This is a genomic window from Pseudomonas allii, from assembly GCF_055380095.1.
Genome location: NZ_AP039450.1, coordinates 5721670 through 5746534, shown reverse-complemented (window position 1 = coordinate 5746534; position 24865 = coordinate 5721670). Strand labels below are relative to the sequence as shown.

21 protein-coding genes are annotated in these 24865 nt (G+C 62.4%); 16 read left to right on the top strand and 5 right to left on the bottom strand.

Annotated elements, in window-relative coordinates:
- Window positions 1–73: 73 nt before the first annotated feature.
- Together quiC and ACZ445_RS26290 are read left to right on the top strand one after the other, a co-directional pair.
- The gene (quiC, locus tag ACZ445_RS26295) at window positions 74–1975 is read left to right on the top strand and encodes a 3-dehydroshikimate dehydratase QuiC (RefSeq protein WP_058427730.1); all 1902 of its coding nucleotides are present in this window, start codon (window positions 74–76) and stop codon (window positions 1973–1975) included.
- A gap of 78 nt (window positions 1976–2053) precedes the next feature.
- Window positions 2054–2695 (top strand): TetR/AcrR family transcriptional regulator, encoded by a 642-nt coding sequence (locus ACZ445_RS26290; RefSeq protein ID WP_033897904.1) that lies wholly within the window; start codon window positions 2054–2056, stop codon window positions 2693–2695.
- A gap of 140 nt (window positions 2696–2835) precedes the next feature.
- Here the strand turns inward: ACZ445_RS26290 and ACZ445_RS26285 are convergent, their stop codons facing one another.
- Both ACZ445_RS26285 and aroQ read right to left on the bottom strand, forming a co-directional pair.
- A complete protein-coding gene (locus ACZ445_RS26285) occupies window positions 2836–3684 on the bottom strand; it encodes a shikimate dehydrogenase (protein ID WP_179028319.1) in 849 nt (282 codons plus the stop codon).
- On the bottom strand, window positions 3681–4130 hold the full coding sequence (gene aroQ, locus ACZ445_RS26280) for a type II 3-dehydroquinate dehydratase (RefSeq protein WP_010206717.1): 450 nt from the start codon (window positions 4128–4130) through the stop codon (window positions 3681–3683). Before aroQ ends, ACZ445_RS26285 begins: the two co-directional genes overlap by 4 nt.
- Before the next feature lie 207 nt (window positions 4131–4337).
- On the opposite strand from aroQ, the gene ACZ445_RS26275 reads away from it, so the two are divergent.
- The 9 genes from ACZ445_RS26275 (at window position 4338) to ACZ445_RS26235 (ending at window position 14992) form a co-directional block, all read left to right on the top strand.
- On the top strand, window positions 4338–4859 hold the full coding sequence (locus ACZ445_RS26275) for an RNA polymerase sigma factor (protein WP_058427728.1): 522 nt from the start codon (window positions 4338–4340) through the stop codon (window positions 4857–4859).
- 63 nt (window positions 4860–4922) lie between these two features.
- Window positions 4923–5921: a FecR family protein gene (locus ACZ445_RS26270; protein ID WP_464707756.1), complete on the top strand. Its 999-nt coding sequence runs from the start codon at window positions 4923–4925 to the stop codon at window positions 5919–5921.
- A 149-nt stretch (window positions 5922–6070) separates the two neighbouring features.
- Window positions 6071–8728: a TonB-dependent receptor gene (locus tag ACZ445_RS26265; protein WP_464707755.1), complete on the top strand. Its 2658-nt coding sequence runs from the start codon at window positions 6071–6073 to the stop codon at window positions 8726–8728.
- A gap of 81 nt (window positions 8729–8809) precedes the next feature.
- A complete protein-coding gene (locus tag ACZ445_RS26260) occupies window positions 8810–9430 on the top strand; it encodes a heme acquisition protein HasA (protein WP_058427725.1) in 621 nt (206 codons plus the stop codon).
- Window positions 9431–9592: 162 nt separating this feature from the next.
- Window positions 9593–11329, top strand: coding sequence for a type I secretion system permease/ATPase (locus ACZ445_RS26255; RefSeq protein WP_058427724.1), 1737 nt, complete (start codon window positions 9593–9595; stop codon window positions 11327–11329).
- Window positions 11326–12651, top strand: coding sequence for an HlyD family type I secretion periplasmic adaptor subunit (locus ACZ445_RS26250; RefSeq protein WP_464707753.1), 1326 nt, complete (start codon window positions 11326–11328; stop codon window positions 12649–12651). The genes ACZ445_RS26255 and ACZ445_RS26250 overlap by 4 nt, the downstream gene beginning before the upstream one ends.
- Window positions 12648–13964, top strand: coding sequence for a TolC family outer membrane protein (locus tag ACZ445_RS26245; RefSeq protein ID WP_464707752.1), 1317 nt, complete (start codon window positions 12648–12650; stop codon window positions 13962–13964). Before ACZ445_RS26250 ends, ACZ445_RS26245 begins: the two co-directional genes overlap by 4 nt.
- 135 nt (window positions 13965–14099) lie before the next feature.
- The gene (locus tag ACZ445_RS26240) at window positions 14100–14528 is read left to right on the top strand and encodes a DUF4160 domain-containing protein (protein WP_464707751.1); all 429 of its coding nucleotides are present in this window, start codon (window positions 14100–14102) and stop codon (window positions 14526–14528) included.
- Window positions 14525–14992, top strand: coding sequence for a DUF2442 domain-containing protein (locus ACZ445_RS26235; RefSeq protein ID WP_058427720.1), 468 nt, complete (start codon window positions 14525–14527; stop codon window positions 14990–14992). The genes ACZ445_RS26240 and ACZ445_RS26235 overlap by 4 nt, the downstream gene beginning before the upstream one ends.
- Here the strand turns inward: ACZ445_RS26235 and trmA are convergent.
- A complete protein-coding gene (gene trmA / locus ACZ445_RS26230; RefSeq protein ID WP_058427719.1) occupies window positions 14975–16054 on the bottom strand; it encodes a tRNA (uridine(54)-C5)-methyltransferase TrmA in 1080 nt (359 codons plus the stop codon). The two genes, ACZ445_RS26235 and trmA, sit on opposite strands and share 18 nt — an antisense overlap.
- Window positions 16051–17346: an NCS2 family permease gene (locus ACZ445_RS26225; RefSeq protein ID WP_071493628.1), complete on the bottom strand. Its 1296-nt coding sequence runs from the start codon at window positions 17344–17346 to the stop codon at window positions 16051–16053. Before ACZ445_RS26225 ends, trmA begins: the two co-directional genes overlap by 4 nt.
- 173 nt (window positions 17347–17519) lie before the next feature.
- Here ACZ445_RS26225 and ACZ445_RS26220 point away from each other — a divergent pair, with 173 nt between their 5' ends.
- The 4 genes from ACZ445_RS26220 (at window position 17520) to ACZ445_RS26205 (ending at window position 21735) form a co-directional block, all read left to right on the top strand.
- Window positions 17520–17966: a DUF4879 domain-containing protein gene (locus tag ACZ445_RS26220; RefSeq protein WP_058427717.1), complete on the top strand. Its 447-nt coding sequence runs from the start codon at window positions 17520–17522 to the stop codon at window positions 17964–17966.
- Window positions 17967–18062: 96 nt separating this feature from the next.
- The gene (locus ACZ445_RS26215) at window positions 18063–18569 is read left to right on the top strand and encodes a (2Fe-2S)-binding protein (protein ID WP_058427716.1); all 507 of its coding nucleotides are present in this window, start codon (window positions 18063–18065) and stop codon (window positions 18567–18569) included.
- Window positions 18566–19555 (top strand): FAD binding domain-containing protein, encoded by a 990-nt coding sequence (locus tag ACZ445_RS26210; protein WP_464707750.1) that lies wholly within the window; start codon window positions 18566–18568, stop codon window positions 19553–19555. The genes ACZ445_RS26215 and ACZ445_RS26210 overlap by 4 nt, the downstream gene beginning before the upstream one ends.
- A complete protein-coding gene (locus tag ACZ445_RS26205) occupies window positions 19552–21735 on the top strand; it encodes a xanthine dehydrogenase family protein molybdopterin-binding subunit (protein ID WP_058427714.1) in 2184 nt (727 codons plus the stop codon). Before ACZ445_RS26210 ends, ACZ445_RS26205 begins: the two co-directional genes overlap by 4 nt.
- Window positions 21736–21855: 120 nt before the next feature.
- Here the strand turns inward: ACZ445_RS26205 and ACZ445_RS26200 are convergent, their stop codons facing one another.
- Window positions 21856–23106, bottom strand: coding sequence for an MFS transporter (locus tag ACZ445_RS26200; protein ID WP_058427713.1), 1251 nt, complete (start codon window positions 23104–23106; stop codon window positions 21856–21858).
- A gap of 318 nt (window positions 23107–23424) precedes the next feature.
- On the opposite strand from ACZ445_RS26200, the gene ACZ445_RS26195 reads away from it, so the two are divergent.
- Window positions 23425–24864, top strand: a complete 1440-nt coding sequence (locus ACZ445_RS26195) for a cytochrome ubiquinol oxidase subunit I (protein ID WP_464707749.1) — start codon at window positions 23425–23427, stop codon at window positions 24862–24864.
- Window position 24865 lies beyond the last annotated feature (1 nt).

Genomic DNA, 24865 nt, shown 5'->3' with positions numbered 1-24865 from the left:
TAATTGCTGTGAACAGTTTAGCGGCCAATAATTTGCCGTAAATAAGACGCGCCTTAAATGCCGGGAGTCGCCCATGCAACGCTCTATTGCCACCGTTTCCTTGAGCGGAACCCTGCCGGAGAAACTCGAAGCCATCGCGGCCGCCGGGTTCGACGGTGTAGAAATCTTCGAAAACGACCTGTTGTATTACGACGGCAGCCCCCGCGAAGTTAGGCAAATGTGTGCCGACCTGGGCATTGCCATCACCTTGTTCCAACCGTTTCGCGACTTTGAAGGCTGCCGCCGTGACCGCCTGGCGCGCAACCTGGAACGCGCCGAACGCAAATTCGACTTGATGCAGGAACTGGGCACCGACCTGGTGCTGGTGTGCAGCAATGCCTCGGCCGACTGCGTGGGCGACGAGGGCATTTTGCTCGATGACCTCAGCCTGCTCGCCGAACACGCCGGCCGTCGTGGCTTGCGCATCGGCTATGAAGCGCTGGCCTGGGGCAAGCATGTGAACACCTGGCAACAGGTGTGGAACCTGGTGCGCCAGGTCGATCACCCGAGCCTTGGCGTCTTGCTCGACAGCTTCCACACCCTGTCCCTCAAGGGCGACCCGAGCGCCATCGCCGAGATCCCCGGCGACAAGATTTTCTTCGTACAAATGGCCGACGCGCCGATCCTGGCCATGGACGTGCTGGAGTGGAGTCGGCACTTCCGCTGCTTCCCCGGCCAAGGCGAATTCGACCTGGCGGGGTTCCTCGCGCCGATCATCAAGAGCGGCTACACCGGGCCGCTGTCCCTGGAAATTTTCAACGACGGCTTCCGCGCCGCGCCCACCCGTGCGAACGCGGCGGATGGCCTGCGCTCCCTGCTGTACCTCGAAGAGAAAACCCGCGAACGCCTGAAACAGGAAGCGCCGGCGCAACCGGTGGAGATTCTGTTTGATACCCCAGCGGCCAGCGAATACGACGGCATCGAGTTCCTCGAATTTGCCGTGGACGAGAGCCTTGGCGCCAAGCTGACCCATTGGCTGGAACGCCTGGGTTTCGTCAAAGCCGGGCAGCATCGCTCCAAGAGCGTGAGCCTGTTGCGCCAGGGCGATATCAACCTGATCCTCAACTGCGAACCCTATTCGTTTGCCCACAACTTTTTCGAAGCCCATGGGCCGTCGCTGTGTGCCACCGCGATTCGGGTCAAGGACAGCGCCAAGGCCCTGGAGCGGGCGGTAGCGTACAAGGGCCAACCGTATCGCGGCCTGGTCGGGCCGAACGAGTTGGAACTGGCGGCGGTGCGTGCGCCGGATGGCAGCCTGATTTACCTGGTGGATCAGAGCGAAGGCGGGTTGTATGACACCGACTTCAACCTGCAACCCGCCGCGTCGTCCAGCGGCGGCTTGCTGCGCATCGACCACATGGCCATGGCCTTGCCGGCCGATAGCCTCGACAGTTGGGTGCTGTTCTACAAGAGCCTGCTGGATTTCGAAGCCGATGACGAAGTGGTGCTGCCCGACCCTTACGGCCTGGTGAAAAGCCGCGCCCTGCGCAGCCGTTGCAGCTCGATCCGCCTGCCGCTGAACATTTCCGAGAACCGCAACACGGCGATTTCCCACGCACTGTCGAGCTATCGTGGCTCGGGCGTGCACCACATTGCCTTCGACTGCGCGGATATCTTTGCCGAAGTGCGCCGCGCCAAGGAGGCCGGTGTGCCGTTGCTGGATATCCCGCTCAACTACTACGACGACCTGGCGGCGCGTTTCGATTTCGACGATGAATTCCTCAGTGAGCTGGCGTACTACAACGTGCTGTACGACCGTGACGCCCAGGGCGGTGAGCTTTTTCACGTGTACACCGAACCCTTCGAAGGGCGGTTTTTCTTCGAGATCATCCAGCGCAAGAACGGTTATGCCGGCTACGGCGCGGCCAACGTGGCGGTGCGCCTGGCGGCGATGGCCAAATCGCGCAGCGGCGCGGTGCGCCAGGCGCGTTTATAACGGCGGCCCGGGTGCTTTCTTTCGGGGGGCATCGCGGCCCATAATCACGGCCTGCATAACACTGGCCGTGAGCGCACCATGACCACCGAGGCACCTCGCAAGAGTCGTAAGAACAATCCGGAAAAGACCCGCGAAAACATACTCCAGGAAGCCATCGTCGAGTTTGTCCAGCAGGGCCTTTCCGGCGCTCGCGTGGACGCGATCGCTGAACGCATCCATACCTCCAAGCGCATGATCTATTACTACTTCGGCAGCAAGGAGCAGTTGTACGTCGAGGTGCTGGAGAAACTCTACGGCGACATCCGCAACACCGAGACCCGCATGAACCTGACGGCCCTGGAACCGCGTGAAGCGATCCGGCGGCTGGTGGAGTTCACCTTTGATCACCATGACCAGAACGTGGATTTCGTGCGCATTGTCAGCATCGAAAATATCCACAATGCCGAGTACGTGAAGCGCACAGACACCATCAAGGCGATGAACAGCAAGATCCTTGAAGGGCTGGGGGAAACCTTGCGCCGTGGCGCCGAGCTGGGCTTGTTCCGCGAAGGGCTGGAGCCGTTGGATGTGCACCTGCTGATCAACTCGTTCAGCTTTTACCGGGTGTCCAACCGCCATACCTTCAGTGAGATTTTTCAGATCGACCTGTCGGATGAGGCGGTTAAACAGCGGCATCGGGACATGATTTGTGATTCGGTGATGCGTTATCTCCAGGCCTGAAGTTTCAGGTTGGAATGCATTCAAAATGTGGGAGGGGGCTTGCCCCCCCGATGACAGTGGGTCAGCTACAGATAAGCTGGCTGATCCACCGCTATCGGGGGCAAGCCCCCTCCCACATTTGGATTTTTATTCCAACTCAGTCAGGTATTCATGCTTTGGAAATGCGCCAGCATCCTATCGGCATCCGGCACTTCCCCACTGAACAACTCAAACGCCTTCACTGCCTGAAACACCGCCATGTTACCGCCATCCAGGGTGCGGCAGCCCAAGGCACGGGCATCGCGCAGCAGTTCGGTTTCCAGCGGGAAGTACACGATTTCGGCCACCCACAGTTCGGCCCGTAAAAAGGCGGCGGGCACGGGTGTGCCGGGCAGTTTGGCCATGCCCATCGGCGTGGTGTTCACCAGGCCATCGGCCTCGGCCACGGCGTTTTTCACGTTATTGCCCACTTGGGCACGGCCCGGCCCGAAACGCAGCGTGAGGTTATCCACAAGGTCGCGGGCGCGCGCGGGGTCCACGTCGAAAATACTCAACTGTTGCACCCCCTCGGCCAGCAGCGCATGGGCTACCGCCGCACCCGCGCCGCCGGCGCCCATCTGCACCACGTGTTGGCGGGCGACATCACTCAAGTTGCGCCGGAATCCTTCGGCAAATCCCAGGCAGTCGGTGTTATGGCCGATGCGCTTGCCGTCCTTGAACACCACCGTGTTGACCGCGCCAATGCCATGGGCCTCGTCGGATAACTCATCGAGCAACGGCAGGATCGCCTGCTTGCACGGGTAGGTAATGTTCAGCCCGGTAAAGCCCATGAGTTCGGCGGCGCGCAGCAGATCGGGCAGGGCGTCGATGTCCAGGTGCCGGGGTTCAAGATCGATCAGGCGGTACAGGTAGCGCAAGCCTTGGGCATCGCCTTCGTGTTCATGCAGCGCGGGCGTACGGGAGGCCTGGATACCGGCGCCGATCAGGCCGGCGAGAATGCGCGGTTTCATCGGGCCGATCCTTTGAGCAACTGGCTGAAGTGTTCCAGCGCCAGGTGGTAGCCATGGCTGCCGAACCCCGCGAGCACGGCCTTGGCGATGGGCGACACAAAGGAGTGATGACGGAACGCTTCGCGGGCGTGCACGTTGGAGAGGTGCACTTCGATCACCGGCACTTCACTGGCCACCAGCGCATCGCGGATTGCCACCGAGGTGTGGGTCCAGGCCGCCGGGTTGATCACGATACCGGCGCAGCGGGCACGGGCGCCGTGGATCCAGTCGAGCAGTTCGCCTTCGTGGTTGGTCTGGCGGAATTCGATTTTCAGGCCCAGCTGTTCAGCGCTGCGCCCGCACAAGGCAGCAACATCGGCCAGGGTTTCATGGCCATAGGTGGCGGGCTCGCGGGTGCCGAGCAGGTTGAGGTTGGGGCCGTTGAGTACCAGCACGATAGGCGGCATGGGGCGTCTCTCCACAGTTATTGTTCGTTGTGCGGATAAAATGTACTGGTTGGTTAATTTGGTCAATTGATGGTGGCGTATGTGTTCGATTACCGAACTGTTAATCAAGCCTTTCCTCCCGCCGGATCAGATTATATATCAATTGAAAATCATTCTCGACAACGCTTAAGATGCCCGCCTGTTTCCTTAACATTCCAGGGAGTCGGTTTGTCGGACGTGGATCTCAAAGGCCTGTTTCTCAAGCATGCCGATACCTTGCGCGGGTATCTGGCGCGCAAGGTACGGGACCCGCAGTTGGCCGCAGACCTGGTGCAGGAGAGCTTCCTGCGCCTGGCAGAAAAGCCGGCCGGCGAGCGCATCGACAACTCCCAGGGCTATCTCTATCGAACGGCGAGCAATCTGCTGATCGACCATATTCGCCAGGAAGCGCGGCGCAAGACAGACTCCGTGCCCCATGAGGCGCTGGCCGAGATTGAAGATGACGTGGCCGGGTTGGAGGCTCAGGCAATGGCGCAGCAACAGCGACAGGCATTGAAGCAGGCATTGGCGGAATTACCGGAACGCACCCAGCAGATTTTCCGTCTGAACCGCATCGAAGGCATGACCCACGCCCAGGTCGCCCGGCACTTGGATATCTCTGACAGCTCCGTCCAAAAGCATCTGGCCAAAGCATTGGCCTACGTGATGCAGCGCTTGCAGGAAGGCGAGAGGGCGCCATCCGACGAATGAATTACCGAAAAAAGCCCGTTCACTCGTCACAGCGTTATATAACGAAAAATTCGAGATTCACACGTGAATAGCCAGGGTCCGCAACAGCACAGCATTACCGAGGCGGCCGCCGAGTGGGCGGTGCGCCTGCACGCCGGTGCCCTGACCGAACAGGAGCAGGCCGAGTTGCGGCATTGGATCGCCTGCGACAGCCGCCACGAAGCGGCATTGCGCTTTGCCGAACAGACCTGGGCGGCATTGGGCGACGTGTACAAGGAACCGCCGGTGAACCGCCAGCGCCCGCCAGCGGCGACGCCGCCTGTGCGCGGGACCAGGCGGCGCCGACCATGGCAACGTGCGGCTGCCGTTGCGTTGGTCGTGGTGGTGGCCGGTGTCGGCTGGGTGCGCGGGCCGGACCTGTTGCTGCGCATGCAAGCGGACTACATCACCGAAAAAGGCGAAGTGCGCACCGTGCACCTGGCCGATGGCAGCAAGGTCGAGCTGGATTCCGGCAGTGCCATCCGCCTGGATTACGACGGTGTGCAACGCCGTATCAGCCTGCTGCAAGGCTCGGCGATCTTTGATGTGGCACCGAGGGTGGGCGCAGAAACCCGACCGTTCGTGGTGCAGAGCGCCGGGGGACAAACCCGGGCGCTGGGCACGCGGTTTGTGGTGGAGCGCGAGGGCGATAGCCAGGCGTGGACCGGGGTGTTGGAGCACAGTGTCGAGGTCACGTTGCAAGCCATCCCGAAAAAAGGCCCGGCCGACCAAGTGGTCAAACAAGGCCAGGCCGTACGCTACAGCACGCAGGATGGCATCGTGCCTTTGGATCAGCTCGACGTAGCGCGCGCCACCAGTTGGCGGCGCGGTGTGTTGATCTTTGATCGCCAGCCGTTGGCCAAAGTCATCGAACAGCTCAACCGCTATCGCCCCGGGCGCGTGGTGTTGGCCGACTCGGCATTGGGCGATCGTGAAGTCAGCGGCGTGTTCCGCCTCGACATGCTCGACACCGCCTTCGACACGCTCACCCAGGAACTGCAAGTGCAACGCTTGGACCTGGCCGGCCTCAGCCTGATCTATTGATAACCCGGTGGGGGCTTGCTCCCACCGCCTCGAATCCCCGTTCCTGAAAAACTTTCAAAAAACCTTACTGACTTCCTGCGCGTCGCACGTCTTGCTAGGTGAGAAGCATTCGCATAAACAAAAAACGCTCAGCGCAGGGAACCACAGAAATGTCAGCACTCAACAAGGGGCGTATCACCGCAAGCCGATTAGCCCTGGCCATCCACTTGGGCCTGTTCGCCGCAGTGGCTCCAGTATGCGCTGATCAGTCTCAGGCGAATGCTGCGCAACCTGTGGTGCTGATGCTGGATATCCCCGCGCAGTCCCTGGACAGTGCCGTACTGGCGTTCGCCGACCAGGCTGGCCTGCAAGTGCTGTTCGACAGCCAGCGCCTGGCCGGTTTGCAGAGCACGGCGGTGAAGGGGCAATACGGCGTGCAGGAAGGGTTGGCGCGTCTGTTGGGGAATGCGCCGGTGGAGTATCGCTTCAATGGCGAGCGCCAAGTCACCCTGACCCGCGTCGAGCAGAGCGGCGCCGCGTTGGCGCTGGCGACCACCACGATTACCGGCCTGCACCCCAACGACTGGGTGTATTCATCGCCACGTTCGGTGAGTGTGGTCGGTCGCGAACAACTGGACCGCAACCCGCCACGGCATGCGGCTGAAATGCTGGAGGAGGCGCCGGGCGTCTACTCGGCGGTCAGCCAGCAAGACCCTGGCCTGTCGGTGAACATTCGCGGTATCCAGGACTATGGCCGGGTCAACATGTCGGTGGACGGCATGCGCCAGAACTACCAGCAAAGTGGTCACCAGCAACGTAATGGCACGCTGTATGTCGACCCGGAATTGCTGTCGGAAGTGGTGATCGAGAAGGGCGCCACGTCCACGATGGGCGGCGCCGGGGTGATCGGCGGGGTGGCCAATTTTCGCACTGTGGAAGCCGCCGACCTGCTCAAGGGCGGCAAGGAAATCGGTGGGCGCATCCGTTTGACCACAGGGCTGGGCGGGCGCAGCAACGGTACGCACTTTATCGGCAGTTCGGCGTTTGCCGTGGGCACCGATGTGTGGGACATGCTGGTGGCTGCCAGTGAGCGTCACCTTGGTGACTACAAACCCGGCACCCAAGGCAGCATCGGTGAGTTGCGCACCGGCAGTTCCTTCCTGCCCGCCAGTGAAGACCGCATCAAAAACTCCACTGTCGAGTACACCGGCTCGGTGATGCGCTCGCGCCTGCTCAAGCTGGGTCTGAACCTGCCGGTGGATCAGCGCCTGCAACTGAGCTACCTGACCACCGAAGTCAACTACGACGACGTCAACATGATGACCGCCGAAAAAGCCCAGCTCTGGGAGAAACTCGGCAGCAGCAACGTCACGGCGCAGAACTTCGCACTGGACTACAGCTACACGCCGGACAACCCGCTGATCGATTTCAAGGCCAAGCTCTACTACGTCGACACCCGCAATGACCAGACCACACTGACCCGTGGCAGCAGCAAGGGCTACGACGTGACCTATCAGACCAACACCTATGGTGTGCAGGCGCAGAACCTCTCGACCTTCGCCTTGAGCGAGCTGTCGGTGATCAAGGCCAACTACGGCCTGGAGTTTTTCTACGACAAGGTCCGGCCGGACTCCAACCAGATGGTGGCTGCCGATTCGGCGGTGACGGCCTCGGCGGCGGAAAGCATCACGCCTAAAGGTGATCGGGCAATGGGCAGCTTGTTCGCGCGCCTGGACTACGACTACGACAACTGGCTGAACCTCAATGCCGGGTTGCGTTACGACCGCTATCGGCTGCGCGGTGAAACCGGCTTGAACACCCGTACCTTCATCATCGGCACCACTCGACAGGTCGGCCTGCCCATGACCTATGACGTGGATCGGGAAGAGGGGCATTTCTCGCCGACCTTCGGCCTGTCGGTCAAGCCCGGCGTGGATTGGCTGCAACTGTTCGCCACGTACGGCAAGGGCTGGCGCCCGCCGGCCGTCACCGAATCGCTGGTCAGCGGACGGCCCCATGGCGGCGGTTCGGAATCGATTTTCCCCAACCCTTACTTGAAGCCCGAGACGTCCACGGCCTGGGAGGTCGGCTTCAACGTGCTGAAGGAAGACCTGCTGTTCGCCGAGGATCGCGTGGGCATGAAAGTGTCCTACTTCAACACCCGCGTGGACGACTTCTCCTATATGGCCCTGGGGGTGCAGCCGCCCGGTTATGGCATCGCCAACATCGGTAATGCGGCGTATGTGAACAACCTGGAAACCACACGTTTTCGCGGCCTTGAGTATCAGCTGGATTACGACGCCGGGTTTGCCTATGGCCAGTTCAACTACACGCGCATGCTCGGCAGTAATACGTTCTGCAGCAAGACCGCGTGGCTGGGGGGGGTTACCAAGATCCAGAAAGGCCCGGGCAGCCGGGCGCCGGTCACCGCGATGGTGCCGGACGACGTGGCCAATGCGGGGCAGAGCTGCAGCGCGATCCTGGGCTCTTCCGAACACATGCCGATGGACCGTGGCACCGCGACGCTGGGCGCGCGCTTCTTCGAGCGCACGTTGGATGTGGGGGTTCGTGCGCGCTACAGCGGCGGTTACTACGTCAAAGGTGGCGCCGGCGTGACCACCTCGCAAACCGGCGTCTATCCGGCCGACTGGAAACCCTACACCGTCTACGACCTGTACAGCAGCTACCGCGCCACCGAGCAGTTGACCCTGCGCCTGGCCATGGAAAACGTCACCGACCGCGCCTACCTGGTGCCGCTGGGCGACGTGTTGGCCTTCACCCTGGGGCGTGGGCGCACGTTGCAGGGCACCGTTGAATATCAGTTCTGACCGATTTTGCCCAGTGACGGGCAAAACCACAGCAGGCACTGGCTTGCTGCGGAGATACCACCCCATGACTTGGAGTTTTGCATGAGCATTTCTATTTCATACAGCACCGCCTACGCCGCTAACACCGTTGCCGAGTACCTGAGCGACTGGTCGGCTTACTTTGGTGACCTGAACCACCGTGAAGGGTCGGTCAAAGAGGGTTCGAACACCGGTGGTTTCAATCCTGGCCCGTTCGACGGCACCCAATATGGCGTGTCGAGCACTGTCAGCAACGCGGCGGTGGTGGCCAACGGCGACCTGCATTACACCTTGTTCAACCCGCCGTCGCACACCTTGTGGGGTTCGATCGACTCGCTGGACCTGGGCACTGTCCTCACCGGCGGCGCTGCCGGCGGTAGCTACGCCCTCGCCGAGCAGGAAGTCAGCTTCGCCAACCTGGGCCTGTCGAGCCTGCAGGCCGAAGGCCGCGATGGCCAGGTGCACAAAATCATCTACGGCCTGATGAGCGGCGACAGCTCGGCACTGGCGTCGGCGATCGACTCCCTGCTCAAGGACATCGACCCAAGCCTGTCGATCAACTCGACGTTCGACCAACTGGCCGCTGCCGGTGTGGCGCATGTGGACTCGGCTGCTGTCGCCGCCTCCGATGTGGCGCTGGTGGGGGTGCAGGACGTGCCTCAGGACTTCGCCCTGGCCGCTTAAGCAAAAAAGCGAATGGAAGATCGCTCTCCCATTCGCCGCATGACACACCGCTGTCGCCCAAGCCTTCTATTTCTTCAGCGACGGCGGTGCCGAATTCTGCGCAGCGTCCTACCGCCTGTCAACGCGACGACGCTGCCCGCTCAACCCTTTGAGAATCCCCAGATGCGCCACGCCGGCAACGAAACCCTGGCTGCCCTCACGGCCTATAAAAGTGGCTTCTTCAACATCGGCCTGTTCTCGGCGGTGATCAACCTGCTGATGCTCGCCCCGGCGCTGTACATGCTGCAGGTGTACGACCGGGTACTGGCCTCGGGCAATCAGATGACCCTGCTCATGCTGACGCTGATGATCCTCGGCCTGTTTGGCTTGATGGGCGCGTTGGAATGGGTGCGCAGCCAGGTGGTGATCCGTCTTGGCACGCAGATGGACATGCGCTTGAACCAGCGGGTGTACGACGCCGCGTTCGAAGCGCAACTCAAGGGCGGCACCCAGGCGGCCGGGCAGGCGCTGCATGACCTGACCACCCTGCGCCAGTTCGCCACCGGCCAGGCGTTGTTCGCGTTTTTCGATGCGCCGTGGTTTCCGGTGTACCTGCTGGTGATCTTCCTGTTCCACCCCTGGCTCGGGCTGTTGGCGCTGGTCGGTGCGGTGCTGCTGATCGTGCTGGCGTGGGTCAACCATCACGTCAGCCAGGCGCCGATGGCCCTGGCCAGCCAACTGTCGATCAACGCCAGCCAACAGGCCACGGCCAACCTGCGCAATGCCGACACCATCGAAGCCATGGGCATGCTCGCCACGTTGCGCGCGCGTTGGTTCGGCCAGCACCAGGCGTTCCTGGCGCAACAGAACCTGGCCAGTGAAAAGACCGCGACCGTCACCGCCTGGTCCAAGGGCGTGCGCCTGGCATTGCAGTCGCTGGTACTGGGCCTGGGCGCGTTGCTCGCGGTGCAGGGCGACATCACGCCGGGGATGATGATCGCCGGTTCGATCCTCATGGGCCGCGTGCTCAGCCCCATCGACCAGTTGATCGGCGTGTGGAAGCAGTGGGCTTCGGCGCGCCTGGCTTTTGATCGCCTGTCACAGATGCTGGAGGCCAACCCGGCACGGCCCGAACGCATGAGCCTGCCGGTGCCCAAGGGCCAACTGAGCGTCGAGCAAATCAGCGCCTGTGCTCCCGGCAGCCGTCGACCGGCGCTGGCCAATTTGGGCTTCAGCCTGGCGGCGGGCGAGGTACTGGGGGTGATCGGACCGTCGGGCTGCGGCAAGTCCACCCTGGCCCGGATACTGGTGGGCGCCTGGGCACCCTTGGCCGGCAAGGTGCGGCTGGACGGTGCCGACCTGGCCCTGTGGGACAAACAGCAACTAGGCCCGCACATCGGCTACCTGCCGCAGGACATCCAGCTGTTCGCCGGCAGCATCGCGCAAAACATTGCACGGTTTGCCGAAGTCGAGGCGGACAAAGTCCTTGCCGCCGCACAAATGGCCGGCGTGCATGAGCTGATCCTGCAACTGCCCCTGGGCTACGACACGCAATTGGGGGAGGGTGGCGCTGGATTGTCCGGTGGCCAGAAACAACGGGTCGCCCTGGCGCGTGCGCTTTACGGCCTGCCGGCGCTGATCGTGCTGGATGAGCCCAACGCCAATCTCGACGAAGTGGGCGAGCAGGCCCTGCTCCACGCCATCGCCCAGCTCAAGCAACAGCGCCGCACAGTGATCCTGATCACCCACAAGCCCAACGTGCTGACCCTGACGGACCAGATGCTGATCCTCAAGGACGGCCAGTTGCAGGCCTTCGGGCCGACGGCACGGGTGTTGGAGGCACGGCAGAAACCGGCGGCGAGCAAACCGGTGGCGACCCTGAGCATGAGTTACCGCCTCGGTGAAGGAAAACAGGCATGAGCCAGAGCAAACCTTTGCTGATCAGTGATGCGCCGAACAATGTGCTGGCGCTGGATGACAAAAAATATTCGCGCCTGGGCTGGCTGCTGGTGCTCGGCGGTTTTGCCGGGTTCCTCGGCTGGGCAGCGTTGGCGCCACTGGACAAGGGCGTGGCGGTGCCGGGCAAGGTCATGGTCTCGGGCCATCGCAAGACGGTGCAGCACCCGGCCGGAGGAATCGTGGAACGTATCGACGTGCGCGACGGTGATGTGGTCAGCGCCGGCCAGGTGCTGCTGCGCTTGAAGGAAACCCCGTTGCGCGGGCAGATGCAGTCCCTGCGCAGTCAGTTCCTGGCGTCCCTGGCCAGTGAGGCGCGTTTGAGTGCCGAAAGCGAAGGGCTGGCTGCGATCAGCTTTGGCCCCGAACTGCTCAATGATCCTGAGGCGGCGGTCACCCTGAACCTGCAACGGCAGTTGTTCAATAGCCGTGCCCAGGCACTGGCCACTGAGCAACAGGGCCTGCGCGAAACCATCGCCGGCGCCGAGGCGCAGTTGCGCGGCACGCGGGATTCGCAAGCGAGCAAAGTCCAGCAACGGGCGGCGTTGAATGAGCAGCTGCAAGGCCTGCGCGAGTTGGCCCGTGACGGTTACATCCCGCGCAACCGCCTGCTCGACAGCGAGCGCCTGTATTCCCAGATCGACGGCGCCATCGCCGAAGACTACGGCCGCATCGGCCAATTGCAGCGTCAGGTGATTGAACTGCGCCTGCGCATCCGCCAGCTTGGCGAAGACTTCCAGAAAGACCTGCGCGGCCAGTTGGCCGAGACCCGCACCCGCAGCGACGACCTGCGCAATCGCCTGGCTTCGGCCGAGTTCGAACTGGCCAACAACCTGGTGCGAGCGCCGGCATCCGGCGTGGTGGTGGGGTTGGACGTGTACACCGAAGGTGGCGTGATCAAGCCCGGCCAAGCGTTGATGGACATCGTGCCCCAGGGCGAGCCCTTGCTGGTGGAGGCGCGGGTGCCGGTGCAGATGGTCGACAAAGTGCATCCGGGCTTGCCGGTGGAGTTGATGTTCTCGGCGTTCAACCAATCCACCACGCCACGGGTGGCCGGTGAGGTGACGCTGGTCTCTGCCGACCGCCAGGTCGATGAGCGCACCGACGAGCCGTATTACACGCTGCGTGCCCAGGTCAGCGCGGCGGGCATGCAGCAACTGGACGGCGTGCAGATCCGTCCGGGCATGCCGGTGGAAACCTTCATCAAGACCGGTGAGCGCTCGATGCTCAACTACTTGTTCAAACCCCTGATGGATCGCACCCACATGGCCCTGGTGGAAGAATGAAGGCGTTGTTGTTTACCTTGTGTTTGGGTTGCACCTCGGCGGCGCAGGCCTTGGGTTTGCTGGATGCCTACGACCGGGCCCTGCGCAATGATCCGACCTTCCAGGCAGCCATCCAGGAGCGTGAGGGCGGTGAAGAAAATCGCGCGATCGGTCGTGCGGCGTTGTTGCCCAATTTATCGTGGAGCTATAACAACTCGCGCAATGAATCCGAAGTGACGGCGGGGGATGTCAAAAGCGACCGTGATTACCGCAGTTATGCCTCGACCCTGACCTTGCAGCAACCGCTGCTGGATTACGAAGCCTACGCGCGCTTTCGCCAGGGCACCGCCCAGGCGTTGATGGCCGATGAACGCTTTCGCGGCAAGAGCCAGGAACTGGCGGTGCGGGTGCTCAATGCCTACAGCCAGGCGTTGCTGGCCCAGGAGCGTATCGAGCTGAGCCGCGCACAGAAACGTGCGTATGCCGAGCGCCTGCAACTCAATGATCGCCTGCTCAAAGGCGGCGAAGGCACCCGTACTGATGTGCTGGAAACCCAGGCGCGGCTGAGCCTGGCCCAGGCCGAAGAGATCGAATCCCAGGATACCCAGGACAGCGCCCTGCGCGAGTTGGAAGCCATCGTCGGCCAACCGTTGCAGATCGAAGAACTGGCGCCGCTGACGCGCCAATTCGAGATCCCGCCGCTGGAGCCCAACCGTTTTGAAACCTGGCGCGAACTGGCCATGGCCAACAACCCGGAACTCCAATCCCAGCACCACGCCCTGGACGTGGCCTCCTATGAGGTGGAACGCAAACGCGCCGGGCACCTGCCCAAGGTCAGCTTGTACGCCACGAGCCGCCAGACCCACTCCGACTCGGAGAGCAGCTACAACCAGAAGTACGACACCAACACGGTCGGCATCCAGGTCAGCCTGCCGCTGTTTGCCGGTGGTGGCGTGGCGGCCTCCACCCGTCAGGCAGCCAACCAACTGTCCCAGGCCCAATACGAACTGGACGCGCAAACCTCGGCCACGCTGGTGGAGTTGCGCAAGCAGTTCAACCTCAACACCAGCGGCGCGGCCAAAGTGCGTGCCTATGAAATGGCGGTCAGCTCTGCCACGGCGTTGGTCGCTGCGACAAAGAAGAGTGTTGCCGGCGGTGAGCGGGTCAACCTCGACGTGCTCGACGCCGAGCAACAACTGTTCACTGCCCGCCGCGACCTGGCGAATGCGCGGCATGCGTATTTGCTGGCGAGGATTCAGCTGAAGTATTACGCGGGGTTGCTGAGCGAGCAGGATCTGCGGGCGTTGGCGGAGTATTTCCAGCCCTCGGCATGAGTGGTTACAACCCGGCCTTCGCCGGGTTTTTTGTGCTTACTAGTCTGTGAAACAGCTTCGGGTAGATGAGGCCGGTTGTCGGGTGGCAGGGGAAAATTGTTACCTGGCGGAAAATAACCTAACGGATGGGTTACGATGAGAGTAGGCGCTTACAAGGGATATGTGATTTCGGTGTTCATCAGGGATGAGCATTGCCCGCCCCATGTGCATGTGCGGGGCAAGGAATGGGATGCGCGTTTTCGTTTCAGCTTTCTGAACGGGGACGTGGAGTTGTGGGACGTAGAGCCTGAGCGGAGGCAGCCACCCATGGCGGTTTTGAAAGAAATACGCGGGGTGATCATGCAGCGGCACTACTTGGCACGGGCACGCAGGATCTGGTGGGAATACCTGCAAACGGTCTGCCTGGAGAATCATTCCTGGGATTGGGACGCCGGTGAGTTGGTGCCAGGGTTGGTTATTCGGCGTGGAGTCCATGTCATCGCAAGTGCTCGGCACGATGTCGTAGCGCAACGGACAATTTTGAATCTGGTAAGGGCACCAGACTGCGTGGGGATTGATCTATGAAAATCGTAAAAGCCAAGGTTGTACCCTATAAACCACTCACTGAGGCCGACGTAGAAAAGGCAATAGCCCGAGGGCGCAAGACGCGGCACCTTTATGCCCGTGCCAGCGCTGTGCGTTATGAAGACAACTGCCTTTCCATCGGCTTCAGCGACGGTAGTCGCGTTGTACTGCCGGTGGCTGGTCTGCCCGAGTTCGCGGGGTTTTCCCTGGAGGACTTTGAGCAACTGGAAGTCGGCTTTGGCGGCAAGGCGCTGTGCTGTGAGGCCCAAGACCTGGACGTTTCGATCACGGGCCTGATTGCCACCAGCAAACCCCTGATGGACCTGGCGATCAGCCTGGTTGCCTCGCGCAACGGTCGCAAAAGCAGCGCCGCCAAAGCCGCTGCCGCCCGTGCCAATGGCAAGAAGGGCGGGCGGCCGCGCAAGAAGCAACCGGAGGACGTCGAGTTACCGCCGAGTCAATAACACCCCGGATTCCATGTGGTGCGTCCACGGAAACTGGTCAAACATCGCGCATTTCGTAATCGTGTGCGTGTCATGCAGTTGCGCAATGTTCGCGGCCAACGTCTCCGGGTTGCAGGAGATGTACAGGATGTTGTCGAAGCGCCGGGTCAGTTCGCAGGTGTCCGGGTCCATGCCAGCGCGCGGCGGGTCGACGAACACGCTGCCGAACTCATAGCTTTTCAGGTCGATGCCGTGCAGGCGGCGGAACGGGCGCACTTCGTTGAGGGCTTCGGTGAGTTCTTCGGCGGAGAGGCGCACCAGGGTGACGTTATCCACCGCGTTTTCATCGAGATTGCTAAGGGCCGCATTCACTGAGGTCTTGCTGATCTCGGTGGCCAGTACGTTGCGCACGCGCGTCGCCAGGGGCAGGGTGAAGTTGCCGTTGCCGCAGTACAGTTCCAGCAGGTCATCCGGGCGATCGCCCAAGGCGTCGTATGCCCAGTTGAGCATCTTCTGGTTCACCGTGCCGTTGGGCTGGGTGAAGGCACCCTCGGGCTGGCGGTAGCTGAAGGTGCGGCCGCCGACTTCGAGTTTTTCCACCACGTAGTCATGGCCGATCACATCGCGCTTGCCCTTGGAACGGCCGATGATGCTGACATTCAAGTCGGCAGCCAGCTGGTTGGCGGCGGTGTGCCAGTGCTCGTCCAGCGGGCGGTGGTAGCACAGGGTGATCATCGCATCGCCTGCCAGTGTGGTGAGGAACTCCACCTGGAACAGCTTGTGGCTCAGGGCGGCGCTGGCTTGCCAGGCGGCCTTGAGCTGCGGCATCAACTGGTTGATGCGCTGGCTGGCGATGGGGAACGCTTCGATCAGGATCGGCGTGCGTTTGTCGTCCTGGGAGAACATCGCGTAGTGGCGCTCACCGCCTTCGCGCCACAGGCGGAACTCCGCGCGCAGGCGGAAGTGCTGCAGCGGCGAGTCGAAGACCTGCGGCTCGGGCGCGTCGAACGGTGCCAACAGGTCACGCAAGCGCGTGACCTTGTCTTGCAGTTGAGCGGTGTAGCGTGCGGCGTCAAAAGTCATGCGTTGAACCAGCCCAGCTTGATCACAAACAGAATCGACAGAATCACCAGCGCCGGGTTCAGCTCACGGTAGCGGCCCGAAAGCAGCTTGATGGCGGTCCAGGCGATGAAACCGAAGGCGATGCCGTTGGCGATGGAGTAGGTGAAAGGCATCGCCAGGGCGGTGATCACCACCGGCGCTGCAACGGTAATGTCGTCCCAGTCGATTTCGGCCAGGCCCTGGGTCATCAGCACCGCCACGAACAGCAGGGCCGGTGCGGTGGCGAAGGCAGGGACACTGGCGGCCAGTGGCGAGAAGAACAACGCCAGCAGGAACAGGATTGCGACCACGATGGCGGTCAAGCCGGTACGGCCACCGGCGCTCACGCCCGCCGCCGATTCGATGTAGCTGGTGGTGGTCGAGGTGCCGAGCAGGGAGCCGGCCATGGCGGCGGTGCTATCGGCGATCAGCGCACGGCCCATTTTCGGCATATGGCCGTCCTTGCCCATCAGGCCGGCACGCTTGGCCACGCCGATCAGGGTGCCGGAGTTATCGAACAGGTCGACGAACAGGAAGGCGAAGATCACGCTGACCAGGCCGATATCCAGCGCGCCCTTGATATCCAGTTGCAGGAAGGTCGGGGCCAGGGACGGTGGCATCGACGTCACGCCGCCAAAGGGCGTAACGCCCAGCAGGATGGAAACAATGGTCACCGCCAGGATGCCGATCAACACCGCGCCGCGCACGGCCAAGGCTTCCAGGGCAACGATCAGCACGAAACCGAGGGTGGCGAGAATCGGTGCCGGTTGTTTCAAGTCGCCCAGGCCCACCATGGTGGCCGGGTTGCTGACCACGATGCCGGCGTTGTGCAGGGCGATCAAGGCCAGGAACAGGCCGATACCGGCGGCAATCGCCGAGCGCAGGGGCAGGGGGATGGCGTTGATGATCCACTCACGGATACGGAAGATCGACAGCAGGAAGAACAACACCGCCGAAATAAACACCGCCCCCAGCGCCACCTGCCAGGTGTGGCCCATGTGCAGCACCACGGTGTAGGTGAAGAAGGCGTTGAGGCCCATGCCCGGCGCGAGGGCGATCGGGTAGTTGGCGATCAGGCCCATTACGGTCGAACCGATGGCAGCCGCCAGGCAGGTCGCGACGAACACCGCGCCCTTGTCCATGCCGGTCTCGCCGAGGATGCTCGGGTTCACGAACAGGATGTAGGCCATGGCCAGGAATGTCGTGATGCCCGCGAGGATCTCGGTGCGCACGTTGGTGTTGTGTGCCTTGAGTTGAAACAGCTTTTCCAGCATGCCTGCTCCCTGTGACGCTCTGTGGCGTCGTGATTTGTTGACCTCTAAGTCAAAGCACAAACTGCGCCAAGCGCCTTTGGTTTCAGAGAGGATCGGAAAAAGCGGCGCATCATACCAGCAGCCGAGGCCTTGAGGCATACTGCGCCGACGTTTAAACGAAGGTCATCTGCAACATGAAAAACGCCAGCCCGTGGAGTCTAGCCCTGATCCCCTGTATCAGCCTGTTGCTCGGCGCAGCACCGGCCTGGGGCGCGACTGCACCGCCGTTGAGCGAAGTGCGGGTGTTCAAGGTTGAATCGGCAGCGTGCACGGAAACCATCCCGGAGCGCGCACAAAGCACGCAGATGTGCACGCACCGTGGGCCTACCAAAGTGTCAGTCATGGAAGTCGGCCTGGGCAACAACCCCATGGGACGCTTTGATGGCGCAGAGCTCAATGGGCAGCGCACGGCGGTCTGCCAGGTCGGCAACATCAGCGAGGCCTGCAACGGGGCCGGCACGCTGATGGGCTACATCTATGTGTTTGACCTGAACGTGGAGGCCCAGGGCTGGTTCCAATACAGCAATTCCTCGATCAACCCCCCGCAGAACACCCTGACCACGCAGCTCAATATCCGCTGATCAATCACCTTGAACGCTCATTACCCCGGGAAGTCGTACCCCTGAGACGGCGACTTCCCTGAACGCCGCGGATGTCCACCAACCCGTGAGGTGTTTATGAGCACAACCCCCAATGGCGCGGCGGCCCAACCGTTCGTCAGCCACTCGATACGCCTGAGCCTCAACGGCCAGGATCGCCAACTGGATGTCTTGCCCTGGACCACACTGCTCGACCTGCTGCGCGAGCAACTTGACCTTGTCGGCAGCAAAAAAGGCTGCGACCACGGTCAATGCGGCGCCTGCACGGTGTTGCGCGATGGCAAGCGGATCAATGCCTGCCTGACCCTGGCGGTGATGTGCGACGGCGCCGAGCTGACCACCATCGAAGGCCTGGCCGACGGCGATCAACTGCACCCGATGCAGCAGGCGTTTATCAAGCACGACGCCTTCCAATGCGGCTACTGCACCCCTGGCCAGATCTGTTCCGCCGTGGGCCTGGCCAATGAAGGCCGTGCCCACGACACCGCGCAAATCCAAGAACTGATGAGCGGCAACCTGTGCCGCTGTGGCGCCTACAGCAATATCCGCGATGCCATCGAGGAAGTCCTGGAGGGCAAACCATGAACCCCTTCCATTACAGCCGGCCAACCGGCGTACAGGAGGCCGTGCACCTCAGCAGCGCTGCATCGCGCTTTATCGCCGGGGGCACCAACCTGCTGGACCTGATGAAAGAAAACATCAGCCGCCCCGAACATCTCATCGATATCACCGGCCTGCCGTTGCATGACATTCAGGAGACGACCGACGGAGGACTGTTGATCGGCGCCCTGGTGAGCAATGCCGACCTGGCCTGGCACCCGTTGATCGAACAGCGTTACCCGTTGCTCTCCCAGGCCATCCTCGCCGGTGCCTCGCCGCAGTTGCGTAATATGGCCAGTACTGGCGGCAACCTGCTGCAACGCACCCGCTGCTACTACTTCTATGACGCCACGGTGCCGTGCAACAAGCGTGAGCCCGGCAGCGGCTGCCCGGCGCGCACCGGCTTGAACCGTATCCACGCAATCCTGGGGGCGAGTGAGCAGTGCGTCGCTACCCACCCTTCGGACATGTGTGTCGCCCTGGCGGCGTTGGCGGCGCGCGTGCATGTCGAGGGCCGTGGTGGGGCGCGGATCATTGAGTTTGCCGACTTCCACCGCTTGCCCGGTGACACCCCGCAACATGACAACCTGCTGGCCGACGATGAACTGATCACCGCCATCGAACTGCCTGCCGACAACCTGGCAAACCATAGCAACTACCTGAAGATTCGCGACCGCGCCTCTTACGCCTTTGCCTTGGTGTCCGTCGCCGCAGCCCTTGAGCTGGACGGTGACATCATCGTCGACGCACGCCTTGCACTCGGCGGCGTGGCCCACAAACCCTGGCGCGACCGCGCGGTGGAAGCCGCGTTGATCGGCCAGGTCGTCAGCCGCGAAACCTTCAGCCAGGCTGCCGATGCCCTGCTGCAAGACGCCGAACCCCTGGCGCACAACGGCTTCAAAATCAAGCTGGCGCGCCGGGGCATCATTCGTGCCCTGAGTGATGCTGCTGTCGCAGGAGAACGCCCATGACCGCCATCGGCAAACCGTTGGACCGGGTCGACGGTCTGCTCAAGGTCACCGGCCAGGCGCGTTACGCCGGTGAATTTCCCGAGGAGGGCCTGCTGCATGGCAGCGTGGTGTCCAGCACCGTCGCCAAGGGCCGTGTGCTGCGCATCGATGCTTCCAAGGCGCTGGCCCTGCCGGGCGTGGTGGAGGTGATCCATCACCTCAATCGACCTAAAATCGCCAGCTACGACGATGCGTTCCAGGACGCCGACGCCGCCGACGGCTCGCCGTTCCGCCCGCTCTACAACGACCGCGTGCTGTACAGCGGCCAGCCCCTGGCCTTGGTGATCGCCGATAACCTCGAACTGGCGCGGCATGCCGGTTCCCTGGTGGAGATCGAGTACGCAACCGAAGCCTTCGAAACCGACCTGCTGGCCATGCAGGAACAGGCCTACGCCTCGCCGCAGACCCCGCCCAAGCCGCGCGGCAACTTCCAGGCCGAATGGAGCGGCGCCGCCGTCAGCCTCGACGTGCATTACAGCACGCCCATCGAGCACCACAATCCGATGGAGCCCCACGCCAGCACTGTGCTGTATCAGGCGGACGGCACCCTGCACATCCATGACAAGACCCAAGGCCCGCAGAACTGCCAGGCCTATGTGCAAAAGGTCTTCGGCCTGGACCAAAGCCAGGTGCGGATCTTTGCCGCGTTCGTTGGGGGGGCGTTCGGCTCCGGCTTGCGCCCGCAGTATCAGTTGCCGTTGGCGGTCATGGCCTCCCTGGCGTTGAAGCGCTCGGTGCGCGTCACCCTGACCCGCCAACAGATGTTCACCTTCGGCTACCGCCCGCGCACCTTGCAGCGTTTGCAGATGGGCGCCGCTGCCAATGGTCGTTTGCTCGCGCTGGGGCACACCGCCATCGGCCAGACCTCGCGCTTCGAGGATTTCAGCGAGCATGTGGTGGAGTGGAGCGGCATGCTCTACCACTGCGACAACGTGCAACTGACCTACAAACTGGTGCCCCTGGATGTGTTCACGCCCCTGGACATGCGTGCGCCTGGCGCTGCCCTTGGGGTGATTGGCCTGGAGTGCGCCATGGATGAACTGGCCTGCGCCTTGGGGATCGACCCGGTGCAACTGCGATTGATCAATTACGCCGAGCGCAACCAGAACGAAGACAAACCCTGGTCGAGCAAGGCCCTGCGCGAATGTTACCGCGAAGGTGCCGAGCGTTTCGGCTGGAGCCAGCGCAACCCGGAGCCGCGCAGCATGCGCGACGGCCGCCAGTTGATCGGCTGGGGCATGGCCGGCGGGGTGTGGGAAGCCATGCAGATGAAGGCCAGTGCCAAGGCGCGGATCGATGCGCAAGGCAAGCTGACGGTCAGCAGCGCCACCACCGATATCGGCACCGGCACTTACACGGTGATGACCCAGATTGCGGCGCAGGCCAGTGGCGTGGCGGTCGACGACGTGACCTTTTTGTTGGGCGATTCCTCACTGCCCACCGCACCGCTGCAGGGTGGTTCTTTTACCGTTTCCTCGGTGGGCACGGCGGTGCAGCAAGCCTGCGAGGCGTTGACCGGCAAACTGCTGGCCATTGCCCGCCAGACTTACCCGGTCTTCGCGCAGGCTGAATCCGTACGCTTTGAAGACGGCCAGTTGCACACCGGTGACGTGAGTGTGTCGTTGGCGCAGTTGGTCAAGGACAGTGGCGAAGACGCGCTGCAAGTGCAGGTCGACAGCGAACCCGACAAAAAACGCGAGGGCTATAGCACCGCCACCCATTCGGCGGTGTTTGTGGAAGTCCGCGTCGACGAAGACCTGGGCACCATCAAGGTCAGCCGGGTGGTCAGTGCGATTGCCGCCGGGCGCGTGGTCAACCCCAAGATGGCACGCAGCCAGATTCTCGGCGGGGTGGTGTGGGGCATCGGCATGGCCCTGCATGAAGAAACCCAGACCGATCATCAGTTGGGGCGCTTCATGAACCACAGCCTGGCCGAATACCACATCCCGGTGAACGCGGACATTGGCGAGATCGACGTGGTGTTTGTCGAGGAACATGACGAGATCGTCAACGCCCTCGGGTCCAAGGGCGTGGGAGAGATCGGCATCGTCGGCGTCGCGGCGGCGGTGGCCAATGCGATTTATCACGCCACCGGCAAACGGGTGCGGGAATTTCCCATCACCCTCGATAAGGTGCTCTGACACGGTCTAGCCAGCACCGGTTATCCAAGTGTGGGAGGGGGCTTGCCCCCGATGGGGGGTGTCAGTCAACGATGCTGTGACTGACATGGCGCTATCGGGGCAAGCCCCCTCCCACATGGGTTATACGCTGGTTTTTTGAATAGGCTCTTCCACCGGTACGTGCATGCGATCCCGATTCGCCAGGGTCGGGAACAGCTTGATCCACACGCCCGTCACCACCAGCGTACCGATCCCGCCCATGACCACGGCGGGCACGGTGCCGAACCAGTGGGCGGTAATGCCGGATTCGAACTCACCCAACTGGTTGGATGCGCCGATAAACAGACCATTGACCGCGCTGACCCTGCCGCGCATTTCATCCGGGGTTTCCAGCTGCACAAACGACGCACGGATAACCATGCTGATCATGTCCGCCGCCCCCAGCACCACCAGCACCGCCAGGGAAAACCAGAAGGAGGTGGACAGGCCGAAGGCGATGGTCGCCACGCCGAACACGCCTACCGCAGTGAACATCACGCGGCCCACATGGCGGTCCACCGAGAACCGCGCCAGCCACAGTGACATCAGCAACGCCCCCACCGCCGGCGCCGAGCGCAGCAGGCCCAGGCCCCAGGCGCCGGTCAGCAGGATGTCCTTGGCGAACACCGGCAGCAACGCGGTCGCGCCGCCCAGAAGCACAGCGAACAGGTCCAGGGAGATGGCGCCGAGGATGTCCGGGCGGCTGCGGATAAAACGGATGCCGGCCAGCAGCGAATCCAGGGTGGCCTTGCCTTTGTTCAACGGCGTCTGGCGGGCGGGCAGGTTGAGGGTCAGCACGCAGGCAATGAGGTACAGCACCACGGTGGGGCCATACACCCACACGCTGCCGAACGCGTAGAGCAAGCCGCCTAGGGCCGGCGCGACGATGGTCGCCAATTGCTGGGCCGACTGCGACGAGGCCACGGCTCGCGGGAACAAGGCGCTGGGCACAATACTTGGCAGCAACGCCTGGGTGGTCGGCATTTCAAAGGAGCGCGCAGCGCCGAGCAGGAAGGCGAGGATAAAGATCATCTCGCGGGTCACGTTGTCGGTCAGGCCGCCGATGGCCAGGCTCAGGGCAATCAGCGCCTGCACGGTCTGGCAGATGGCCGCCACCTTGCGCCGTTCATAGCGGTCGGCCACGTGCCCGGTGTGCAGCATGAACAGCACGCGTGGCACGAACTCCACCAGGCCGACCAACCCCAGGTCCAGCACATTGCCGGTCAGTTGGTAGAGGTTCCAGCCGATGGCCACGGTGAGCATCTGGAAGCCGCTGGCGGTGAAGATACGCGCCAGCCAGAACGCGATGAAAGGGCGGTGGTGGCGCAACAGCAACGCGGGTTCACTAGGCATCTGGGAGTTCAGGTCAAGGCCGGAGGGAGCGCCGAGATTATCATTAAGTTGTAACAGATAGTTGCAACAACTGAGCTGAGGCAGTCTGTCACGCGGCAAAAGACCACACAGTTCAATCCTGAAAATGGGACTACTCTTTCAGCAATGCTTGATCCAGATCAATGCCCGCCCGGGCATCGGCCTGGCGGCCTCAGGGCCAGATTCCCTACGTGTTGGCTAAAAAAAGAAACAAATCGAAATTCGCCAGACTCCATATCCGTGGGGGCAGTGGGTGCAGGCTCCCGCCAGCAGCCGGTATTACCTGACAGAGGAAGACATATGTTCGGTTTGGAGGCGCTCGATCTCGCCCGAATTCAATTTGCGTTCACCATCTCTTTCCACATCCTGTTCCCGGCGATCACCATCGGCCTGGCCAGTTACCTCGCGGTGCTGGAAGGCTTGTGGCTCAAGACCCACAACGACACCTACCGTGACCTCTACCACTTCTGGTCGAAGATCTTTGCCGTCAACTTCGGCATGGGCGTGGTGTCTGGCTTGGTCATGGCCTACCAGTTCGGCACCAACTGGAGCCGCTTCTCGGACTTCGCCGGCGCCGTCACCGGCCCGCTGCTTACGTACGAAGTGCTCACGGCCTTCTTCCTCGAAGCCGGTTTCCTCGGCGTGATGCTGTTCGGCTGGAACAAGGTCGGGCGCAACCTGCACTTTTTCTCCACCGTGATGGTGGCTGTGGGCACGCTGATTTCCACGTTCTGGATCCTCTCGTCCAACAGCTGGATGCAGACGCCCCAGGGCTTTGAAATCATAGATGGCCGCGTGATCCCGACCGACTGGTTCGCCGTGGTCTTCAACCCGTCGTTCCCGTATCGCCTGGCGCACATGGCCACCGCGGCCTTCGTGGCCACCGCGTTCTTCGTCGGTTCCTCGGCGGCCTGGCACTTGCTGCGCGGCAAGGACAACCCGGCGATCCGCAAGATGCTCTCCATGGCAATGTGGATGGCCCTGATCGTGGCGCCCATTCAGGCGGTGATCGGCGACTTCCATGGCCTCAACACCCTGAAGCACCAACCGGCGAAAATTGCCGCGATTGAAGGTCACTGGGAAAACATCGGCAACGAGCCGACGCCGCTGATCCTGTTTGGCTGGCCGGACATGAAGGCTGAGAAAACCAAGTACGCGGTAGAAATTCCCTACCTGGGCAGCCTGATTCTCACCCACTCCCTGGACAAACAGGTGCCGGCCCTCAAGGAGTTCCCTCCGGAAGACCGTCCCAACTCGACCATTGTGTTCTGGTCGTTCCGGGTCATGGTCGGCCTTGGCTTCCTGATGATCTTCACCGGCCTGTTCAGCCTCTGGCTGCGCCGGGGCGACAAGATGTACACGTCCAAGCCGTTCCTGTACCTGGCGTTGTGGATGGGCCCGTCCGGCCTGATCGCGATTCTTGCGGGTTGGTTCACCACCGAGATCGGCCGCCAGCCGTGGGTGGTCTACGGCTTGATGCGCACGGCGGACGCGTCCTCCGGACATAGCCTGGCGCAGATGACCATCACCCTGGTGTTGTTCGTGGTGGTGTACTTCGCGCTGTTCGGTGCGGGCCTGGGCTACATGATGCGCCTGGTCCGCAAAGGACCTCAGACCCACGAAGGCAGCGAACCCACCCACGGTGGCCCTGGCCAGAAACGTACACCGGCCCGTCCGTTGTCCGCCGCCGATGATGGCGGCGATGACGACCACACCCACATCCAGCACAAGGGGCATTGAG